The sequence below is a fragment of the Spiroplasma endosymbiont of Amphimallon solstitiale genome, assembly GCF_964030965.1.
GTDB lineage: Bacteria > Bacillota_I > Bacilli_A > Mycoplasmatales > VBWQ01 > Spiroplasma_E.
The window spans coordinates 665,573-683,412 of the sequence record NZ_OZ034999.1; the positions used below are offsets into that span (position 1 = coordinate 665,573).

Here is a 17,840-nt window from a genome sequence, read left to right on the forward strand (position 1 = left end):
TTATTTGGCAGAACTATCAATTTTTTCACCTAATTGATAACGTATCATAGCTATAATTGTAGCATGATTTTTAGTTAAATACTCTTTAACCTTAATTGTATTATCCTTAATATAAAGTTGATTAACAATAGTTAATTCAGATAATACTTTTTCAAAACGACCTCTTATAATATTTTCAAGAATATTATCAGGACGTTTTTTTTCTTTCAATTTTTCTTCTTCTTTTGTTTTTTCACTAATAATTGATAATTCTTTATCACGAACTGTTGCAGGTATGTGATCAATATCAATGTATTTAGCATCTGCTGATACTAATTGCATAGCAACATTATTTGGAATATCACTTTCCTTATCAACACCTTTGATAATAACTAAACCACTATATTTACCACCACCATGGACATATGAACCAAAAACTTCATCACTATTTTTACTTAAATATTGAAAACGATTTAAAACAATATTTTCACCTAATTTAGCGATAGCAAATCTTATCTCATCATTTAAACTTTCACTACTTCCATCAGCTTTTAACATTAAAGCTTCTTCAATAGTTTTAGGTTGATGTTTTAAAATTGTTTCCAAAATCTTAGTAAATAAATCATTAAAATCTTCTAAATCAGCAACTTGTTCAGTTTGACAATTTAATTCACCAATAATTGCATTATTACCACTAATAACAACTTTAGTAACCCCTTCAGTAGCTTTATTAATACTTTTTTTCTCTGCTTTTGCTAAACCTTTAATTTTTAATAGGGAAAGTGCTGCTTCAAAAATATTATTTTTTTCCATCAAAGCTTCTTTACAATCAGTAATTGGTAAATCGGTTGTATCTCTTAATTTTTTCAATAATTTAACATCTACTTTAACTTCTGACATATAAACTATTCTCCTTTATTCTTTATTTTTTTCAATTACATTTTCAGTTTTATTTTCATCAAGACTAGTAGTTTCTTCTACTACTATTTCTTTTTTATCAATAACTGGTTTTACACTTTGTCCTTCATTAATAGCTTCAGCAATTTTCTTTGTAATTAAAGTAATTGATTTTGTAGCATCATCATTACCAGGAATAATATAATCAATATTATCTGGATTTGAATTACTATCACAAATCGCAATAATTTTGATACCAAGTTTAACTGCTTCTTCGACAGCAATTTTATTAGTAATAGTATCAGTAACAAAAATAGCTTCTGGTAATTTATACATATTTCTAATACCACCAAGGTTACGTTCTAAACGTGCTTTTTCTTTAATTACTAACATTTGCTCTTTTTTTGTTAAAAGTTTAATTTCTCCACTTTTTTCTTTATTTTCAATATCAATTAACTTTTTAATACTTGATTTAATAGTTTTAAAATTAGTTAAATTACCACCTAATCAACGTTCTGTTACATAAGGTGAATTACAACTAATTGCAAGTTTTTGCACAGCTTCTTTGGCTTGTTTTTTTGTACCTACAAATAAAACTTTACCACCATTTTCACTAGTTTCTTTAACAAAGTGACAAGCTTCATCTAATTTACGCATTGATTTTTGTAAATCAATAATATGAATACCATTTCTTTGACCAAAAATATATTTACACATCTTTGGATCTCATCTTTTAGTTTGGTGACCAAACTGAACTCCCGCTTCAAGGAGTTGTTCACGTGTTACAACTGACATATTGTCTCCTTCTAATTTGTTTTTCTTCCATTTATTTCTAACATTGGCCACTTTTTAATTAAAAAGCACTAGGCAATGAATTCACAAATGTGTTGCTTATTTTCATTAAATTAAGCGTGTATATTGTAGCATATTTTTTATATTTTAAACAAATTATTTTTAAACATAAAAATAGAATTGTATTTTAATAAACTATATTATAAAAATATTTTTTAGTTTTCTTAAAAAAAATAATACCAATAAAAACACACAATATATTATAAAAATAAAAAGTAAATTACACATATAAAATATTCATTTATGATATAAAATACTAAAAACTTAATATTAAGTTTTTTTAAACTAATTACTTTAATTTTAAAAGTAAATAGTTTTTTTATATTTAAAAGGGAAGATGGAAGAAAAATGTTTAAATCTAAAACACAAGAAAGACAACAACTTAAATATCATTTGCAAAATCAACAAAATAGATTAAAAGAAACCTTTAATTTTGTAGAAAAGTAATGATACATGATAAAGTGTTATTTTTAGAGAATTTTTACACTAAATAATGTTATTTTTAACAAATTTTTAATTAAAAATAATATTTTAAGTGTAAATTGATGAATAATTTTTGGTCATCCATACTTTTCTACATAATTAAAAAAAGAAACTGTACTAGAAGAACAAACAATATGTGGAGTTACAGAATCATTTGTGAAACTTACTGAACAACAATTAAAAAGCACAACTATGCTAATAGAAATGAGGTAACTAATTTAGAAATAGATCAAAGATTAAGAAATAGATTTGCCATAGAAACAAAGACTAAAGGAACAACAAATCTGGCGAGGCTTTTTAGAAATCTGTGTATCTTTGTTTTACAAAGTACTAGTTCAGATTAATTCTATCTTCAAATTTTATCATAAAATGAGCAATTGCTGTATTTCAATTTTGAATAGGCAATGTTCATTTTTTTGTTATATTTTCAATTGCTAAATAAAATATTTTAAAAACTGACATATCATTAGGAAAAGCTTTTTTGTTTCTAATAACTTTTCGTAATTGACTATTAACAGATTCAATAGCATTTGTTGTATAAATTACTCTTTTGATTTCTGCAGGATAACTAATAAAAATAATCAAATTTTCTCAATTTTTATATCAAGATTTAGCAATTTGGGGATATTGTTTATTTCATTTACTTTCAAATGATTCTAAAGCTTGCATTGCTTGTTCTTCACTACATGCACTATAAATTGGTTTTAAATCTGTAACTAGAGTTTTTCGATGTTTGTATGAAACATATTTTAAACTATTTCGAATTTGATGAACAATGCATAATTGATGTTCTGTTTTAGGATAAACTGCTTGTATTGCTTCTGACATGTCTGTTAAATTATCACTACAAGCAATCAAAATATCATTTAAGCCTCGATTTTTCATTTCTGTGAAATTAGCTAATCAAAATTTAGCACCTTCATTTTCACTAATTCATAAGCCTAAAACATCTTTTTTACCTTCTAAATCAACTCCTAATGCTATATAAACTGATTTATTAATAATCCGTTTATCTTGTCGAACTTTAACTACTATACAATCAAAATAAACAATCGGATAAACGCTTTCTAATGGTCGATTTTGTCATGTTTTGACATCATCAATAACATCATCAGTAATTTGACTAATAACACTTTCACTAATATCAGCACCATGATATAACTCTTGTAACTGCATTCTAATGTCAGATAGAGTCATACCTTTTGCATATAGTGAAAGCACTTGTTGATCAAAACCATCAAATCTTCGCTGTCTTTTTGCAACTATTACAGGAGTAAAATCACTATTGCGATCTCTTGGTACATCAATCTCAATTTTACCTTGTTGAGTTATTAATTTTTTTAAACTTGTACCATTACGAGCATTTTCAGTATTACTATGTTGATTTTTTTCATATCCTAAATAATTTTGCATTTCAGAATTCAACATTTTTTCAACTAAACGTTTTGTTAATTCTTTATATAAACCCCCTTCTTTAAAAACTGTTGTTAAATCTTCAGTATTTTCTAATAATAAATCTACTGCTTTTGATATTGGATCATTATTATTAATATTTTGTTTTTTAGCCATCTGTAACTCACTCTTTCTAGTCATTTAATTATATTTACTAGAATTAATTAAACATAGTTATTTTTGTAAGTTACACAGATTACTAAACATTGCCAATCTGGCATTTGTTCTGGTGATGTTTTATATGATAAAGAAATAAAAGCAAGTAAAAATAAAATAACACAAAACATAAGAACTGTTTATTATGATCCACCTTCTACACATTCAATGTGAAGCCCTAAAAAACAAGTTAGACAATGAAATGAAGAAATGAAAAATAAAAGTAATCAAGATGCTGATTATTCTCATTGAGATAGAAAGCAAAATAGTAATCCATTTAGTTCTCCATTTAAATAAATTTAAATATAACTATATAAAAAGAAGAGTGAAATTTCACTCTTCTTTTTATATTTATTAATTTTAATAATTAAGATATATATAAAGTCTTTTCAGTAGCAAATTGAATATCACCAATTGATATTTTTACTTTTATGGTATTTCCTTTAACAAAATTTCCTGCACCTTCTGCAGCTTCACTAACATTAATTTTTAAAGCACCTTGTTTAATAAGGTCAACAATACTTTTTATTGTTTTACCTTCACTTTCAGTAGTTTTAAAATATTCTGTTAAGTCTGTACCAACTGGAAATTTTGCTTTTGGTTCCCCAGCTGCAAATCCAGGAATAGATTCAAAATTAGCATTTGATATTGCAGTTGGTAAAATTGATGTAACTAATCCTTGCTGATGGGCGCATCACTTTAACCCTTAGATTCATAATTGGATAACAAAGAACGATATAACTATCGTTCTTTTTTTGTTAAAGATTAAAACTTCATAAAACTGTCGTAGAAGTCTAATAGTGAGTACTTTATGTAAATGCTTCTATATAAAGAATTGGGACGGATTGGGACGGTAACAAAAACGGAGGATATAATTACTTATTAACCATTTCTTAAATTCTAGACAAGAAATAATTGTAATTATATGCAATTGTAAATTTATCTTACTACTAATTAAAAATAATTACAACAAAAATACTTATATTACATTTTATTAAATGTTAAAATTAACAAATAAATTTAAGGAGATTTTAAAAATGAAAATTTACAAACTTAAAAAATTACATTTAATAACTATATTACTATTTATTTTAACTCTTTTAATTATTACTACTGCTTTAATATTAATTGGTATTTCAAATTTCAATTATCATAATCATGAACAAATTAAAATTATAAATGGATTTAATATTTTAAAAATTTATAGTACATATTCTATTTTATGTCATTGTGCAAATCATATATGTTTATGTCATATTTTTCAAAATAATCAAAATTATTATAATTGAATTCAATTGCAAATTGGAGTTATATTATTAATAATAGTAATACCAATTTTTATAGTTATAATTATAGCATTAACTTTTTTCATTATTGGTTTAAAAATGAAAATAAAAAATAATAATTTTTGAGACGCTATTGCAAATTGTGAAATAATCAGTAATTATTATATTCATTAAAATTATGTTTTCAAATTTATTTGATTGCACTTAAAAATAACCATTTTAATATAAATATTTATGCTATATGTTCTATTACCAAGCATTTCTTTTAAAATATGTCAAATATTACTTTCAGTAAAACAACCAATATTTCACTTTGCACCTTGATTAACAATACCTTTTTTATTATTTTTAAAATATTGTTTTTTTAATTTTTTATGATTTTTTAATATTTCACTCATATATTTAATTAATTCATCATATTGACCATTTTCAATAAAAGTTCTACAAGTATTATATTCATTTCAATATTTTCCCTTATTTCCAGCAATAATTCCTATATATAACTTTTTAACCAAATGGAATTTATCTAAAACAAATTCAGCACCTAAATAATCTGCAACTTCTTTAATTCACCCAGCACTATCACCACAAATAATTATTTTTGCTTGTTCAAAATTTTCAAAAAATCTTTGTCCTTGTTGTAAAATAAATTCAGCAGTTTTTTTAACTCCAAGTTTAGTTTTTGTTGGTCTTATTATTACATCTGCTCTTTTATTAACTAATGTATGATTAACATTATCTGTACAAAATAATACTAAACGCATTGAATATTTACCAGAATTACGTTTAAATTTTCAAAATTTTCGATGTCCATCATCAATACTAATATAAATAAATTGATTTGGTTCTAATTTTATTTTAGGAACATCTAATTTACTAACTTGATACTCTTGAAATATTCTACTAATACCGGTTGTACTAAATTTTGTTTGTTTCATAGTATGTAAAATATCAATATATCTTTTTCCATCAGCAAAATGTTCAATAACATTATTTTTTATATCTTGGCAAGTTCTTTTATATTTAGGTAATTGCAATTCTTCATCTAATAAACAAACTCTTACTCATTTTTTTAATTTTTCATCATAGTATTTATAATCACGACATTTATAAGTGACAAGACCATTTATAGTATTTCTAGTTCTTGTTTTAATTTTAACTGGAATATATTTTTTATCTCTTTCTTTTAATATTCTTCAATCTGTTTTTTCTCATTGATTTTTTATATCATCTCTAAATGATTGATACATTCTTTCAGTTGCTTCTTTTAAAGTTCATAAATAATTAAAACTCATATTTAACTCTCCTAATCTGTTTTTTTATACTAATTATTAATTTTAATTTACATAAATTTAAAGTGTGAAAATATTATAAATAACATTAATAATTTATTTTATCCATAATAATCCACATAAAAACGTAATTATGAATAAAATAATGGTATTCCGAAAAAAAAGTACTTTCATATTTTCCATATAATAAACAAGTGACATACAATTAATAGTATTGGTCTCATAAAATAAACACCTTTAATTTAGGTGTTATTTTGCGTTTAAATGTATACTTGTAAAAAATAAGCAAATAAATATAAATATTTTAAAAAATATATATACTTATATATAGATTTTAGAGTTTAGAATGAGATTTAAAAAATAATAGAATTTTTACAATTAAAAAAAATAAATTAAAAAGTATTTTTTCTTTTTTAATTATTTTTTATATTTCCTGAATTGTAAAATTAAAAAGGACACTTATATAAAATTAAATTGTGTTAATTCTATAATTAAGAAAAGAAAGGAATTAGCACAATGTATAAGTATCTGACTATTGAATCAATAATAGCAATAAAAGAATATAAAAGTTATGGATTTTCGATTCGTAAAATAGCAAAAGCCATTGATTATAGTAAATCAACTGTACATAGAGTTTGTAGATTATTAAATCAAAACTTATTGCCATTAGAAATATTGAATAAAATTCAAAAAAATAAACAAAATGCAGGTAGAAAATTAATAATTTTAACTTTAATAGAAATTAATACTATTAATCATTTGTTAATTACTAAAAATTATGCTCTTGATATAATTGCTAATTTTTTAAAGGAAAATAAAATAAAAAGTATTTCAACAAAAACTTTATATAACATGTTTAAAACAAATCGAATGGGTTTTGATGAAAATAACTTATTGAGAAAAGGAAAAAATAAACCTCACAAACAAAAAGAAACTAGGGGCAGAATTAATAATTGTAAGTCTATTCATGAAAGAAATTTAATCATTCCTAATATTAAAAATATAGAAGAATTCTTTAATTTTGTAGAAAAGTAATGATACATGATAAAGTGTTATTTTTAGAGAATTTTTACACTAAATAATGTTAATTTTAACAAATTTTTAATTAAAAATAATATTTTAAGTGTAAATTGATGAATAATTTTTGGTCATCCATACTTTTCTACATAATTAAAAGAAGAATTTGGTCATTTAGAGGGTGATACTATCATTGGTAAAGATCATAAAAGTTCTATTATTACTTTAGCTGATATATGATCAAAAACCACAATTCCTTTAGCAACTAAAAATAATAAATCAGAAAATATTACAAAAAGTATAATAAAATTTATTTCAAAGTTACAAAAAGGAACAGTTAAAACTATTACTTTTGATCGTGGTAAAGAATTTAGTAAATGAAAATTAATCGAAAAAAATTGTAATGTTAAGATTTATTTTGCAGATCCTGGTAAACCTTGTCAAAGAGGTTTAAATGAAAATAATAATGGTATTTTAAGAAGATATTTACCAAAATCTACAGATCTATCTTCATATAAACAAAAAGATTTAAATACTATAGCATTTCAAATTAATTCTACACCCAGAAAATCACTATCTTATAAAAGACCAATAGATTTAATACAATTATTTTAAAAAACTGTCCCATTTATATTTACAATTCAGGTTTTGTAATAACTTTATTGTAAAAAGGGGACATATAAAATATGAAAAAATGAATAAAAACAAATTTGAGTAAAATAACATTAGCATTAGCATTAACTGGCACTATAAGTGGAATAACTAGTTTAATAATTGGTTCAATTGCACATAATAAAACTAAATGTTTATGTTATTTTTTAGATTATGATGGTAATTCCCACTGGGGGGGATCAACTATATGAGAATATAAAACAAGTGATAAGCATAAAATATCACTTTATTTTGGATTTAAACCTATGTCTGATTATGATATAAAATGAGATGGCATATATCCAAATGGATATTTTGATAATTAGATTTCTAAATTTATATAAGAAATATTTTCGTTATATTTATCAAATAAATTAATATTTTTTAAGTTTATTTCTTGTTTATCTGTTATTAAAATTAAATCATAATTTCTAGCACCAAATATGCCACTAACTTCGATCCGATTTAAATTATTAATCGGATTTTCAATTTGTAATTCAAACTCATTATTATTATCAATTTTTATAATTTCTTTATAAAATTCTAATTTAGAAAATAATTGAGATTTATTAGAACCATATAAATTTAAAGCATTTTCAATTTTATTAGTACTAATAATTGCTCTTGTAAAATATTTACCATATTCACCATTTCCTAATGTTCAATCAGCAGGAATTAATGATGGTATATTATTACTTTCTAGTTCATTTGTTATAGATAATCAATTAAATTGATTATCGTCTAGTTTAAATAATTCATTTTGACTAATATCATTATTTTTTAATTTAATATTTTTTAAATTTGTAAAATCAAAATATACAGATTTCAATATTACTTTTACATCTTTAAATTCTCAAACTTTATCTGGTGTAGAATGAATTGGATTTGATTTTAATTCAAAATAGTAAGGTAATAATAACTTATAATCATCATTTAAACCATTATTAATTGACATTGATGAATAAATATTTTTTGATAACATTATAATTAATTGTTTAAAAATTTTAATTTGTGGCAAATTTGTATAATTTGGATAATCTAATTCTCATTGTTTAAATAAGTTAGTAATAATGGCAATGTTTAGTAATCTGTGTAACTTACAAAAATAACTATGTTTAATTAATTCTAGTAAATATAATTAAATGACTAGAAAGAGTGAGTTACAGATGGCTAAAAAACAAAATATTAATAATAATGATCCAATATCAAAAGCAGTAGATTTATTATTAGAAAATACTGAAGATTTAACAACAGTTTTTAAAGAAGGGGGTTTATATAAAGAATTAACAAAACGTTTAGTTGAAAAAATGTTGAATTCTGAAATGCAAAATTATTTAGGATATGAAAAAAATCAACATAGTAATACTGAAAATGCTCGTAATGGTACAAGTTCAAAAAAATTAATAACTCAACAAGGTAAAATTGAGATTGATGTACCAAGAGATCGCAATAGTGATTTTACTCCTGTAATAGTTGCAAAAAGACAGCGAAGATTTGATTTTTAATTTTGTAGAAAAGTAGTGGTAAAATAAAAAAAGTCATCAACTTGACTTAAAATTTGATTTTATTAAATTTTGGGATTTATTTTTTTACAAACTGAAATATAACACATTGGATTTTTGATAAGGGGTTAATCCGTAGTGTTGATATTTTCATTTCCATAAATTGAGGTAATTTTGAATATTGGTAAATCCAATGCCATGGTAATGAGTAATAAATTCTTTTAAACTTGATTGTATTTTACTGACATTACTTAATTTTTTATAATTTAATTCTTTATTTTCTTTTGATTTAAACTGCTGGATAGTGGATTTAGTTTGTTTAGCTACTGTATCATATAATACTTGCATATCACAAACTATAATTGAATTTTCTTCGATAAGTTTCGATGTTAAGTTTTCTTGTACTCATTTTTTATTTAATCTTTTAGTATTTGTTGTTTGAGCATAGATATTTCGGTTTTCATCAATTGCCATTTGAATACAACAATTTAAATCTTTAGCATTTTCTTCAATTCATTGTTTTCTTGGATCATTTGGATCTTTAAAGTTTCCTTTATGAATTTCTTTGATAAAAGTTTCGTCAACTTCAATTCTAGCTTTTAATTTTACAAATTGATTTTGTGTTTTTACTAATTGTGTTGATTTCATAAATTTTTGACGATTAAATCAGGCAGTTTTATTTGTAGTATTAATAAATTGAGAAATAATGTAAGCAGATTGACCTAAAGTAGCTATTTGTATCAATAAATCTCATTGATCATGAGATAAATGACTTCAATAAAAATAATGATTTTTAAAAGCATGAAAAGTAATATTACAACTTTTACATTTATATCTTTGCTTATAATCTTTACTACCATATTTAGTACACAAAAAAGAACTACAATCTGGACATTGAATCCCTTTCTCTTTGAATTTTTGTTCGACTGCTTCAAATTTTTCTTTTTTCTCAATTTGTTTAATTCTAGTTTTATTTTCTCTAAAAATCTCAATAAAATCTTTATCAGACAAATTATTTAAAATTTCTTTTACTGTATTTTTATTCATTTAAAATCACCTCTTTAATATTAAAAATACCATATAAAAATATATTTTTGCTAATTTTACTAATACCACTACTTTTCTACAAAATTAAAGGATTTGATGGTTTTGATCAACAAGTGCTTTCACTATATGCAAAAGGTATGACTCTATCTGACATTAGAATGCAGTTACAAGAGTTATATCATGGTGCTGATATTAGTGAAAGTGTTATTAGTCCAAATTACTGATGATGTTATTGATGATGTCAAAGCATGACAAAATCGACCATTAGAAAGCGTTTATCCGATTGTTTATTTTGATTGTATAGTAGTTAAAGTTCGACAAGATAAACGGATTATTAATAAATCAGTTTATATAGCATTAGGAGTTGATTTAGAAGGTAAAAAAGATGTTTTAGGCTTATGAATTAGTGAAAATGAAGGTGCTAAATTTTGATTAGCTAATTTCACAGAAATGAAAAATCGAGGCTTAAATGATATTTTGATTGCTTGTAGTGATAATTTAACAGGCATGTCAGAAGCAATACAAGCAGTTTATCCTAAAACAGAACATCAATTATGCATTGTTCATCAAATTCGAAATAGTTTAAAATATGTTTCATACAAACATCGAAAAACTCTAGTTACAGATTTAAAACCAATTTATAGTGCATGTAGTGAAGAACAAGCAATGCAAGCTTTAGAATCATTTGAAAGTAAATGAAATAAACAATATCCCCAAATTGCTAAATCTTGATATAAAAATTGAGAAAATTTGATGATTTTTATTAGTTATCCTGCAGAAATCAAAAGAGTAATTTATACAACAAATGCTATTGAATCTGTTAATAGTCAATTACGAAAAGTTATTAGAAACAAAAAAGCTTTTCCTAATGATATGTCAGTTTTTAAAATATTTTATTTAGCAATTGAAAATATAACAAAAAAATGAACATTGCCTATTCAAAATTGAAATACAGCAATTGCTCATTTTATGATAAAATTTGAAGACAGAATTAATCTGAACTAGTACTTTGTAAAACAAAGATACACAGATTTCTAAAAAGCCTCTTAGCACAATGTATAAGTATCTGACTATTGAATCAATAATAGCAATAAAAGAATATAAAAGTTATGGATTTTCGATTCGTAAAATAGCAAAAGCCATTGATTATAGTAAATCAACTGTACATAGAGTTTGTAGATTATTAAATCAAAACTTATTACCATTAGAAATATTGAATAAAATTCAAAAAAATAAACAAAATGCAGGTAGAAAATTAATAATTTTAACTTTAATAGAAATTAATACTATTAATCATTTGTTAATTACTAAAAATTATGCTCTTGATATAATTGCTAATTTTTTAAAGGAAAATAAAATAAAAAGTATTTCAACAAAAACTTTATATAACATGTTTAAAACAAATCGAATGGGTTTTGATGAAAATAACTTATTGAGAAAAGGAAAAAATAAACCTCACAAACAAAAAGAAACTAGGGGCAGAATTAATAATTGTAAGTCTATTCATGAAAGAAATTTAATCATTCCTAATATTAAAAATATAGAAGAATTTGGTCATTTAGAAGGTGATACTATCATTGGTAAAGATCATAAAAGTTCTATTATTACTTTAGCTGATATATGATCAAAAACCACAATTCCTTTAGCAACTAAAAATAATAAATCAGAAAATATTACAAAAAGTATAATAAAATTTATTTCAAAGTTACAAAAAGGAACAGTTAAAACTATTACTTTTGATCGTGGTAAAGAATTTAGTAAATGAAAATTAATCGAAAAAAATTGTAATGTTAAGATTTATTTTGCAGATCCTGGTAAACCTTGTCAAAGAGGTTTAAATGAAAATAATAATGGTATTTTAAGAAGATATTTACCAAAATCTACAGATCTATCTTCATATAAACAAAAAGATTTAAATACTATAGCATTTCAAATTAATTCTACACCCAGAAAATCACTATCTTATAAAAGACCAATAGATTTAATACAATTATTTTAAAAAACTGTCCCATTTATATTTACAATTCAGGAAATAAAAAACAAAAATTTAACTATAAAATTTCTAATCTTTTTAATTTCTCATAGTATAATTATTTATAAACTTAATATAAGTTTAATTATTTTAAATAAATACCTTTACATTTTAATAAGGAGAAAAAATGCAAAAAGTTAATGAATGAATAAATAAACATCAACATGAATTTAAGAAAACACTTGAAGAAAGAAATCAAATAAAAATAAATTGAGAACAAGAACGCAAAATAATTAATAATTTAAGAGAAGAAATAAACAACAAAGAGAAAAAAATTAATTTAATAAAAAAATAAGTTACTCTATAGAGTAACTTATTTTTTGTTAACTATTACATTTTGCTAATTTTGCTTGATGTTCTAAATTAAAAGTAAATTCACTATTCAATTCTACTTGTAAATTAGGATTTGTTTTTAAACGAAGTTTATATTTTTTAGAGTAATAAGCAAAGTATCAAGTTATTGCAAAAATCACATTACTTAAAATAAATACTAACTCAATAACCATAGCAACTATTGCACTTGAATCAGTTGCTGTAACTGCATCATAAATAATAGAATAATAATGTCAAACGAACATTAATCCTAAAGTTACTAAAATAAATGGAAAAGTAATTTTTTCATATCAATTCAGTTTTAATTTTTATCTAATGCTAATTTTAATACTGTAATTAAAACCATGATATAAATAAACATTGTAATTACAGAAAAAGCTGATGATAAATTAGCAACATTAAAAGCTGATGAATATTGTTGATCAGGATGTGAAACTAACCAAATTCCTTTAATCAAATCAGGAATAACTAATCATAAAATTAACATAACAGATGTTACTATTAAATTAATAATTGCTGCTTTAACAGGAATTCCATCTTTATTTAAATTAAATAACTTATTAGAAATATACTTTAATTTTGTAGAAAAGTAATGATACATGATAAAGTGTTATTTTTAGAGAATTTTTACACTAAATAATGTTACTTTTAACAAATTTTTAATTAAAAATAATATTTTAAGTGTAAATTGATGAATAATTTTTGGTCATCCATACTTTTCTACATAATTAAAAGAAATATATCCTTCTTTAGAAAGTGGCTGTAATGTGGTACCACCATATAAAGCATTTTGCATTGCGATATTAATTTTTAAAGCTAACCCACTAATAATCATTATAATTGGACCACCATAGATAATTATTTTGCTTGTAAAAGGACTTCACGCACCCATATTCATATTTTGCACAAAGACGCTATATCCTAAAAAGAAAATTAATGAAATAACAGCATAGAAAACTGTCATAATTATCATAATTAAAGTAATACCTTTACCAATATTTTTTTCAGGGTTATTAACGTTTTTACCTGCTGTTGAAAAAAATTCAAAACCAGCAAAGAAAAAGAAACATGAAGTAAAAGTATTCATAAATCCAGCAAAAGAAAATGTACTCTCAGTAGTTCAGTAATTTCAATTTGATGAACCATTAGTTATTGCTAAACTAATTCCAGCAATAACTAAAAATCCGGCTGTTAATCGGGCGCATTAATTCCAATTGAGTTAGGTTTTCCAATATTAGATAATATTGCAAAATTACCAATAAAACCAATTCCTACTGCATAATTAAAACCTAATCAAACAAATTCTTTTAACGATAATCGTTTATGAGATTCATCACTCTTCATTTTTTTCCTCCTTAATATTTTTAAATTTAATTATAACATTTAAAAAGAAAAATAACAAAATATTTAATGAAAAATATTTTGTTATTAATTAAATTAATGACATATATTCTAATTTTAATGATAATAATTATTAAAACCATTTAAGTAAATAACAATCTACTATGTCCACTTATTGAAAGTTGATTTTGCAAATCAACATTATTTATTGAAGCTATTTCATCTTGTAATAAAGGAATTATTTCTCCTTTATGATGCTTTATTTCTTTATCAATTTCTTTTTGATGTTGATCTAAATCTTCATTACTTGCATTATTAATTAGAAATACTGTTTTCATGTTTATTTCTGTTTGATGAAATTGTCGATCAATAGTAACTAACTCTGTTAAATTCTCTAAATTACTTTCTGCTATTGTTTTATCGATTTGTGATTTTAAAGAAAATGGTTTATTATAAACAAAACCAAACCCCATTGAAACAAAAATAGCACAGGCTAAAAATAATAATCATTCATTTCCAACAAAATTATCTTTGGCATTTACTAATACTTTTTTTATACTTTGTAAATGAAATGAATTTATTTCATTTCAATCAATATTATTTATACGTTGTTGAATTTGACTTTTTATATTTTCGACTATTACTGGCAAACTTTTATATTTAAAAATATATTCAATTTCTTCTTTAGTAACTTTACTGAAAATACTACATATTTCGATTATTTTACTAAATGCTATTTTATTATCTTCTATTACTTTTATTGAATCCTTTTTTAATTGTTCAATTAAAATTTGAAAATCTAAATTTGAAATTTGCCTTCTTTTTATTACTAACATTTCATGGACTATTTTTATATTTGGCGCTACTTCATGACCATTACGATAATAAGGGTACGGATATTTCATAACTATTTCAGCTGAAGCACCACCAAGTACAGATCTAAGTCAAGAATATATATTATATAGCCAGTAATATTAAGTTTGGTTATTCCTGTGACATGTTCTCTATTAAAAACTTCCATTGAAATAATAAAATCTTTAAAAAACTCGGAATTAAAATCATTCATAATATGTCCTGCTTCATGTATACAACTTTTAATTTTACCATCTCATGTTTTAATATTAAAATTATTACCATTTATAATTGATGTAAAATATTGTTTTTTCAATGGTGATAGTTGCACTAATTGACTTGCTTTAAATTCTAAAATTTGTCATAAATAAAATGAACTTACTTGTTGTTTCGTCAATGATTTAACTTGTACTGGGGTCAATGATCTAATTTGTAGTGGTAAAAACTCTTGAATTTGTTTTTCCGTAAATTCTGAAATTTGTTCTTCTGTAAATTTTGAAATTTGCTCTGGTTTAAATCATGAAATTTGCTCTGGTTTAAAAAATTTAATTTGTATTGGGGGTATTGTAAAAACTTCAATTTGCTCTCTTGTTAATGATTTAATTTGTTCTTCTGTAAATTCTGAAATTTGTCATGTTCATAATGATAAAATTTGTTCTGGTTTAAATCATGAAATTTGTTTAGGCATCAATGATTGAATTTGTTCTTCTGTTAATGCTTTAATTTTTTGTATTCTAAAAATTTGAATTTGTTCTTTTGTTAATGCTTTAATTTGTATTGGGGTCAATGCTTTAATTTGAGAAATTGTTAATAATAAAAAATGTTCTAGGGAAATTTTTGAAATTTGCTCTGGTGCTATTTCTGAAAGTTGTGCCGATGTTAATCATAAAACTTCTCATAAAAATAATTTAGTTTTTTCTGGTGTAAACTTGTTAATTTGTTCTTCTGTAAAGGATTGAATCTGTTTTTGTGTAAAACACTGGACTTGTTCTGAAGTAAATCATGGGATTTGTTCTAGTTTAAATCATGAAATTTGTTTTGGAGTAAATGCTTGTATTTGATATGGTTCAAACGATTTAATTTGTTTTTCTGTAAATGATTGAATTTGAGTTTCTGTAAATCATGAAATTTGTTCTGGTTTAAATCATGATATTTGTTTTTCTCTAATTATTGTAATATCTCATACTTGAATGTTTTGAATCTGTTTTTTTGTTAATTCTTGAATTTGTAATAAATTTAATTCATAAATTTTAATTATATTTATATTATCAATTGAATTAGTTTCCCTTTTAATTCTATTTAAATTAAAATATAATATCGTTGTAATATTTTTATTATCAATTAATAATTGATTTCTTGTTATCATTTCATTTTTTGTCATAGGCATTGCTATTGATAGATCATGTGTTTTTTTATTTTGTTGGTCAAAACTAAAAGCAGTTAATGTTCATGCTTTAAATCAATAATTTATATTAAAAATTTTCATAATATATACTATCCTTTCTTTTTAGAAACCTGAATTGTAAAATTAAAAAGGACACTTATATAAAAATTAAATTGTGTTAATTCTATAATTAAGAAAAGAAAGGAATTAGCACAATGTATAAGTATCTGACTATTGAATCAATAATAGCAATAAAAGAATATAAAAGTTATGGATTTTCGATTCGTAAAATAGCAAAAGCCATTGATTATAGTAAATCAACTGTACATAGAGTTTGTAGATTATTAAATCAAAACTTATTACCATTAGAAATATTGAATAAAATTCAAAAAAATAAACAAAATGCAGGTAGAAAATTAATAATTTTAACTTTAATAGAAATTAATACTATTAATCATTTGTTAATTACTAAAAATTATGCTCTTGATATAATTGCTAATTTTTTAAAGGAAAATAAAATAAAAAGTATTTCAACAAAAACTTTATATAACATGTTTAAAACAAATCGAATGGGTTTTGATGAAAATAACTTATTGAGAAAAGGAAAAAATAAACCTCACAAACAAAAAGAAACTAGAGGCAGAATTAATAATTGTAAGTCTATTCATGAAAGAAATTTAATCATTCCTAATATTAAAAATATAGAAGAATTTGGTCATTTAGAGGGTGATACTATCATTGGTAAAGATCATAAAAGTTCTATTATTACTTTAGCTGATATATGATCAAAAACCACAATTCCTTTAGCAACTAAAAATAATAAATCAGAAAATATTACAAAAAGTATAATAAAATTTATTTCAAAGTTACAAAAAGGAACAGTTAAAACTATTACTTTTGATCGTGGTAAAGAATTTAGTAAATGAAAATTAATCGAAAAAAATTGTAATGTTAAGATTTATTTTGCAGATCCTGGTAAACCTTGTCAAAGAGGTTTAAATGAAAATAATAATGGTATTTTAAGAAGATATTTACCAAAATCTACAGATCTATCTTCATATAAACAAAAAGATTTAAATACTATAGCATTTCAAATTAATTCTACACCCAGAAAATCACTATCTTATAAAAGACCAATAGATTTAATACAATTATTTTAAAAAACTGTCCCATTTATATTTACAATTCAGGAAAGACCAATAGATTTAATACAATTATTTTAAAAAACTGTCCCATTTATATTTACAATTCAGGAAATAAAAAACCACTTACTTTCAAAAATAA

At 23.0% G+C, this 17,840-nt stretch carries 20 protein-coding genes and 4 pseudogenes; 10 read left to right on the forward strand and 14 right to left on the reverse strand.

All coding sequences use genetic code 4. From position 1 onward, the window contains the following. From tsf to AAHH39_RS04135, 4 genes are all read right to left on the reverse strand, one after another. A complete protein-coding gene (gene tsf, locus AAHH39_RS04120) occupies positions 1–879 on the reverse strand; it encodes a translation elongation factor Ts (RefSeq protein WP_342218942.1) in 879 nt (292 codons plus the stop codon). A gap of 15 nt (positions 880–894) precedes the next feature. Further along, positions 895–1,671, reverse strand: coding sequence for a 30S ribosomal protein S2 (gene rpsB, locus AAHH39_RS04125; protein WP_342218943.1), 777 nt, complete (start codon positions 1,669–1,671; stop codon positions 895–897). A 527-nt stretch (positions 1,672–2,198) separates the two neighbouring features. Further along, the gene (locus tag AAHH39_RS04130) at positions 2,199–2,399 is read right to left on the reverse strand and encodes a hypothetical protein (RefSeq protein WP_342218944.1); all 201 of its coding nucleotides are present in this window, start codon (positions 2,397–2,399) and stop codon (positions 2,199–2,201) included. A gap of 142 nt (positions 2,400–2,541) precedes the next feature. Continuing rightward, complete coding sequence (locus AAHH39_RS04135; RefSeq protein ID WP_342219314.1) at positions 2,542–3,780, reverse strand: IS256 family transposase; 1,239 nt, start codon at positions 3,778–3,780, stop codon at positions 2,542–2,544. A gap of 207 nt (positions 3,781–3,987) precedes the next feature. Between AAHH39_RS04135 and AAHH39_RS04140 the strand changes: the two genes are divergently transcribed. Together AAHH39_RS04140 and AAHH39_RS04145 are read left to right on the forward strand one after the other, a co-directional pair. Then, complete coding sequence (locus AAHH39_RS04140) at positions 3,988–4,116, forward strand: hypothetical protein (RefSeq protein ID WP_342218945.1); 129 nt, start codon at positions 3,988–3,990, stop codon at positions 4,114–4,116. Between the two features lie 134 nt (positions 4,117–4,250). Beyond that, a complete protein-coding gene (locus AAHH39_RS04145) occupies positions 4,251–4,529 on the forward strand; it encodes a hypothetical protein (protein WP_342218946.1) in 279 nt (92 codons plus the stop codon). A 752-nt stretch (positions 4,530–5,281) separates the two neighbouring features. Here the strand turns inward: AAHH39_RS04145 and AAHH39_RS04150 are convergent. Further along, positions 5,282–6,400: an Mbov_0401 family ICE element transposase-like protein gene (locus tag AAHH39_RS04150; RefSeq protein ID WP_342218947.1), complete on the reverse strand. Its 1,119-nt coding sequence runs from the start codon at positions 6,398–6,400 to the stop codon at positions 5,282–5,284. 513 nt (positions 6,401–6,913) lie between these two features. Here AAHH39_RS04150 and AAHH39_RS04155 point away from each other — a divergent pair. Then, positions 6,914–7,402 (forward strand): annotated as a pseudogene (locus tag AAHH39_RS04155) (helix-turn-helix domain-containing protein); the annotation flags it as partial. 53 nt (positions 7,403–7,455) lie between these two features. Here AAHH39_RS04155 and AAHH39_RS04160 read toward each other — a convergent pair. Then, positions 7,456–7,608, reverse strand: a complete 153-nt coding sequence (locus AAHH39_RS04160) for a hypothetical protein (protein ID WP_342218948.1) — start codon at positions 7,606–7,608, stop codon at positions 7,456–7,458. On the opposite strand from AAHH39_RS04160, the pseudogene AAHH39_RS13285 reads away from it, so the two are divergent. Continuing rightward, positions 7,574–8,029, forward strand: a pseudogene (locus tag AAHH39_RS13285) (IS30 family transposase); the annotation flags it as partial. The gene AAHH39_RS04160 and the pseudogene AAHH39_RS13285 overlap by 35 nt on opposite strands. A gap of 71 nt (positions 8,030–8,100) precedes the next feature. Further along, positions 8,101–8,391, forward strand: coding sequence for a hypothetical protein (locus AAHH39_RS04165; protein ID WP_342218949.1), 291 nt, complete (start codon positions 8,101–8,103; stop codon positions 8,389–8,391). Here AAHH39_RS04165 and AAHH39_RS04170 read toward each other — a convergent pair. Then, positions 8,388–9,047: a hypothetical protein gene (locus tag AAHH39_RS04170; RefSeq protein WP_342218950.1), complete on the reverse strand. Its 660-nt coding sequence runs from the start codon at positions 9,045–9,047 to the stop codon at positions 8,388–8,390. The genes AAHH39_RS04165 and AAHH39_RS04170 overlap by 4 nt on opposite strands. A 184-nt stretch (positions 9,048–9,231) precedes the next feature. On the opposite strand from AAHH39_RS04170, the pseudogene AAHH39_RS04175 reads away from it, so the two are divergent. After that, positions 9,232–9,564, forward strand: a pseudogene (locus AAHH39_RS04175) (transposase); the annotation flags it as partial. Between the two features lie 90 nt (positions 9,565–9,654). Here AAHH39_RS04175 and AAHH39_RS04180 read toward each other — a convergent pair. Continuing rightward, positions 9,655–10,614, reverse strand: coding sequence for a transposase-like zinc-binding domain-containing protein (locus tag AAHH39_RS04180; protein WP_342217794.1), 960 nt, complete (start codon positions 10,612–10,614; stop codon positions 9,655–9,657). Positions 10,615–10,709: 95 nt separating this feature from the next. On the opposite strand from AAHH39_RS04180, the pseudogene AAHH39_RS04190 reads away from it, so the two are divergent. The 3 genes and pseudogenes from AAHH39_RS04190 to AAHH39_RS04200 all read left to right on the forward strand — a co-directional run. Then, positions 10,710–11,619: pseudogene (locus AAHH39_RS04190) on the forward strand (IS256 family transposase); the annotation flags it as partial. A 49-nt stretch (positions 11,620–11,668) separates the two neighbouring features. Next, the gene (locus tag AAHH39_RS04195) at positions 11,669–12,613 is read left to right on the forward strand and encodes an IS30 family transposase (RefSeq protein ID WP_342217458.1); all 945 of its coding nucleotides are present in this window, start codon (positions 11,669–11,671) and stop codon (positions 12,611–12,613) included. Positions 12,614–12,773: 160 nt separating this feature from the next. Beyond that, on the forward strand, positions 12,774–12,941 hold the full coding sequence (locus tag AAHH39_RS04200; RefSeq protein ID WP_342218954.1) for a hypothetical protein: 168 nt from the start codon (positions 12,774–12,776) through the stop codon (positions 12,939–12,941). A 28-nt stretch (positions 12,942–12,969) separates the two neighbouring features. On the opposite strand, the gene AAHH39_RS04205 is transcribed toward AAHH39_RS04200, so the two are convergent. From AAHH39_RS04205 to AAHH39_RS04230, 6 genes are all read right to left on the reverse strand, one after another. Further along, positions 12,970–13,224, reverse strand: coding sequence for a hypothetical protein (locus AAHH39_RS04205; RefSeq protein WP_342218955.1), 255 nt, complete (start codon positions 13,222–13,224; stop codon positions 12,970–12,972). A 56-nt stretch (positions 13,225–13,280) separates the two neighbouring features. Beyond that, entirely contained in the window at positions 13,281–13,580 is a 300-nt protein-coding gene (locus AAHH39_RS04210) for a hypothetical protein (RefSeq protein WP_342218956.1), read from the reverse strand. A gap of 15 nt (positions 13,581–13,595) precedes the next feature. Beyond that, positions 13,596–14,066 carry a hypothetical protein gene (locus AAHH39_RS04215; RefSeq protein ID WP_342218957.1) on the reverse strand — a complete coding sequence of 157 codons (471 nt, stop codon included), beginning with the start codon at positions 14,064–14,066 and terminating at the stop codon, positions 13,596–13,598. Between the two features lie 104 nt (positions 14,067–14,170). Next, positions 14,171–14,323, reverse strand: coding sequence for a hypothetical protein (locus AAHH39_RS04220; RefSeq protein ID WP_342218958.1), 153 nt, complete (start codon positions 14,321–14,323; stop codon positions 14,171–14,173). Between the two features lie 140 nt (positions 14,324–14,463). Further along, positions 14,464–15,225 carry a hypothetical protein gene (locus tag AAHH39_RS04225; protein ID WP_342218959.1) on the reverse strand — a complete coding sequence of 254 codons (762 nt, stop codon included), beginning with the start codon at positions 15,223–15,225 and terminating at the stop codon, positions 14,464–14,466. 2 nt (positions 15,226–15,227) lie between these two features. Continuing rightward, a complete protein-coding gene (locus tag AAHH39_RS04230; protein ID WP_342218960.1) occupies positions 15,228–16,658 on the reverse strand; it encodes a hypothetical protein in 1,431 nt (476 codons plus the stop codon). A 113-nt stretch (positions 16,659–16,771) separates the two neighbouring features. Between AAHH39_RS04230 and AAHH39_RS04235 the strand changes: the two genes are divergently transcribed. After that, positions 16,772–17,716 carry an IS30 family transposase gene (locus AAHH39_RS04235; protein WP_342217458.1) on the forward strand — a complete coding sequence of 315 codons (945 nt, stop codon included), beginning with the start codon at positions 16,772–16,774 and terminating at the stop codon, positions 17,714–17,716. Positions 17,717–17,840 lie beyond the last annotated feature (124 nt).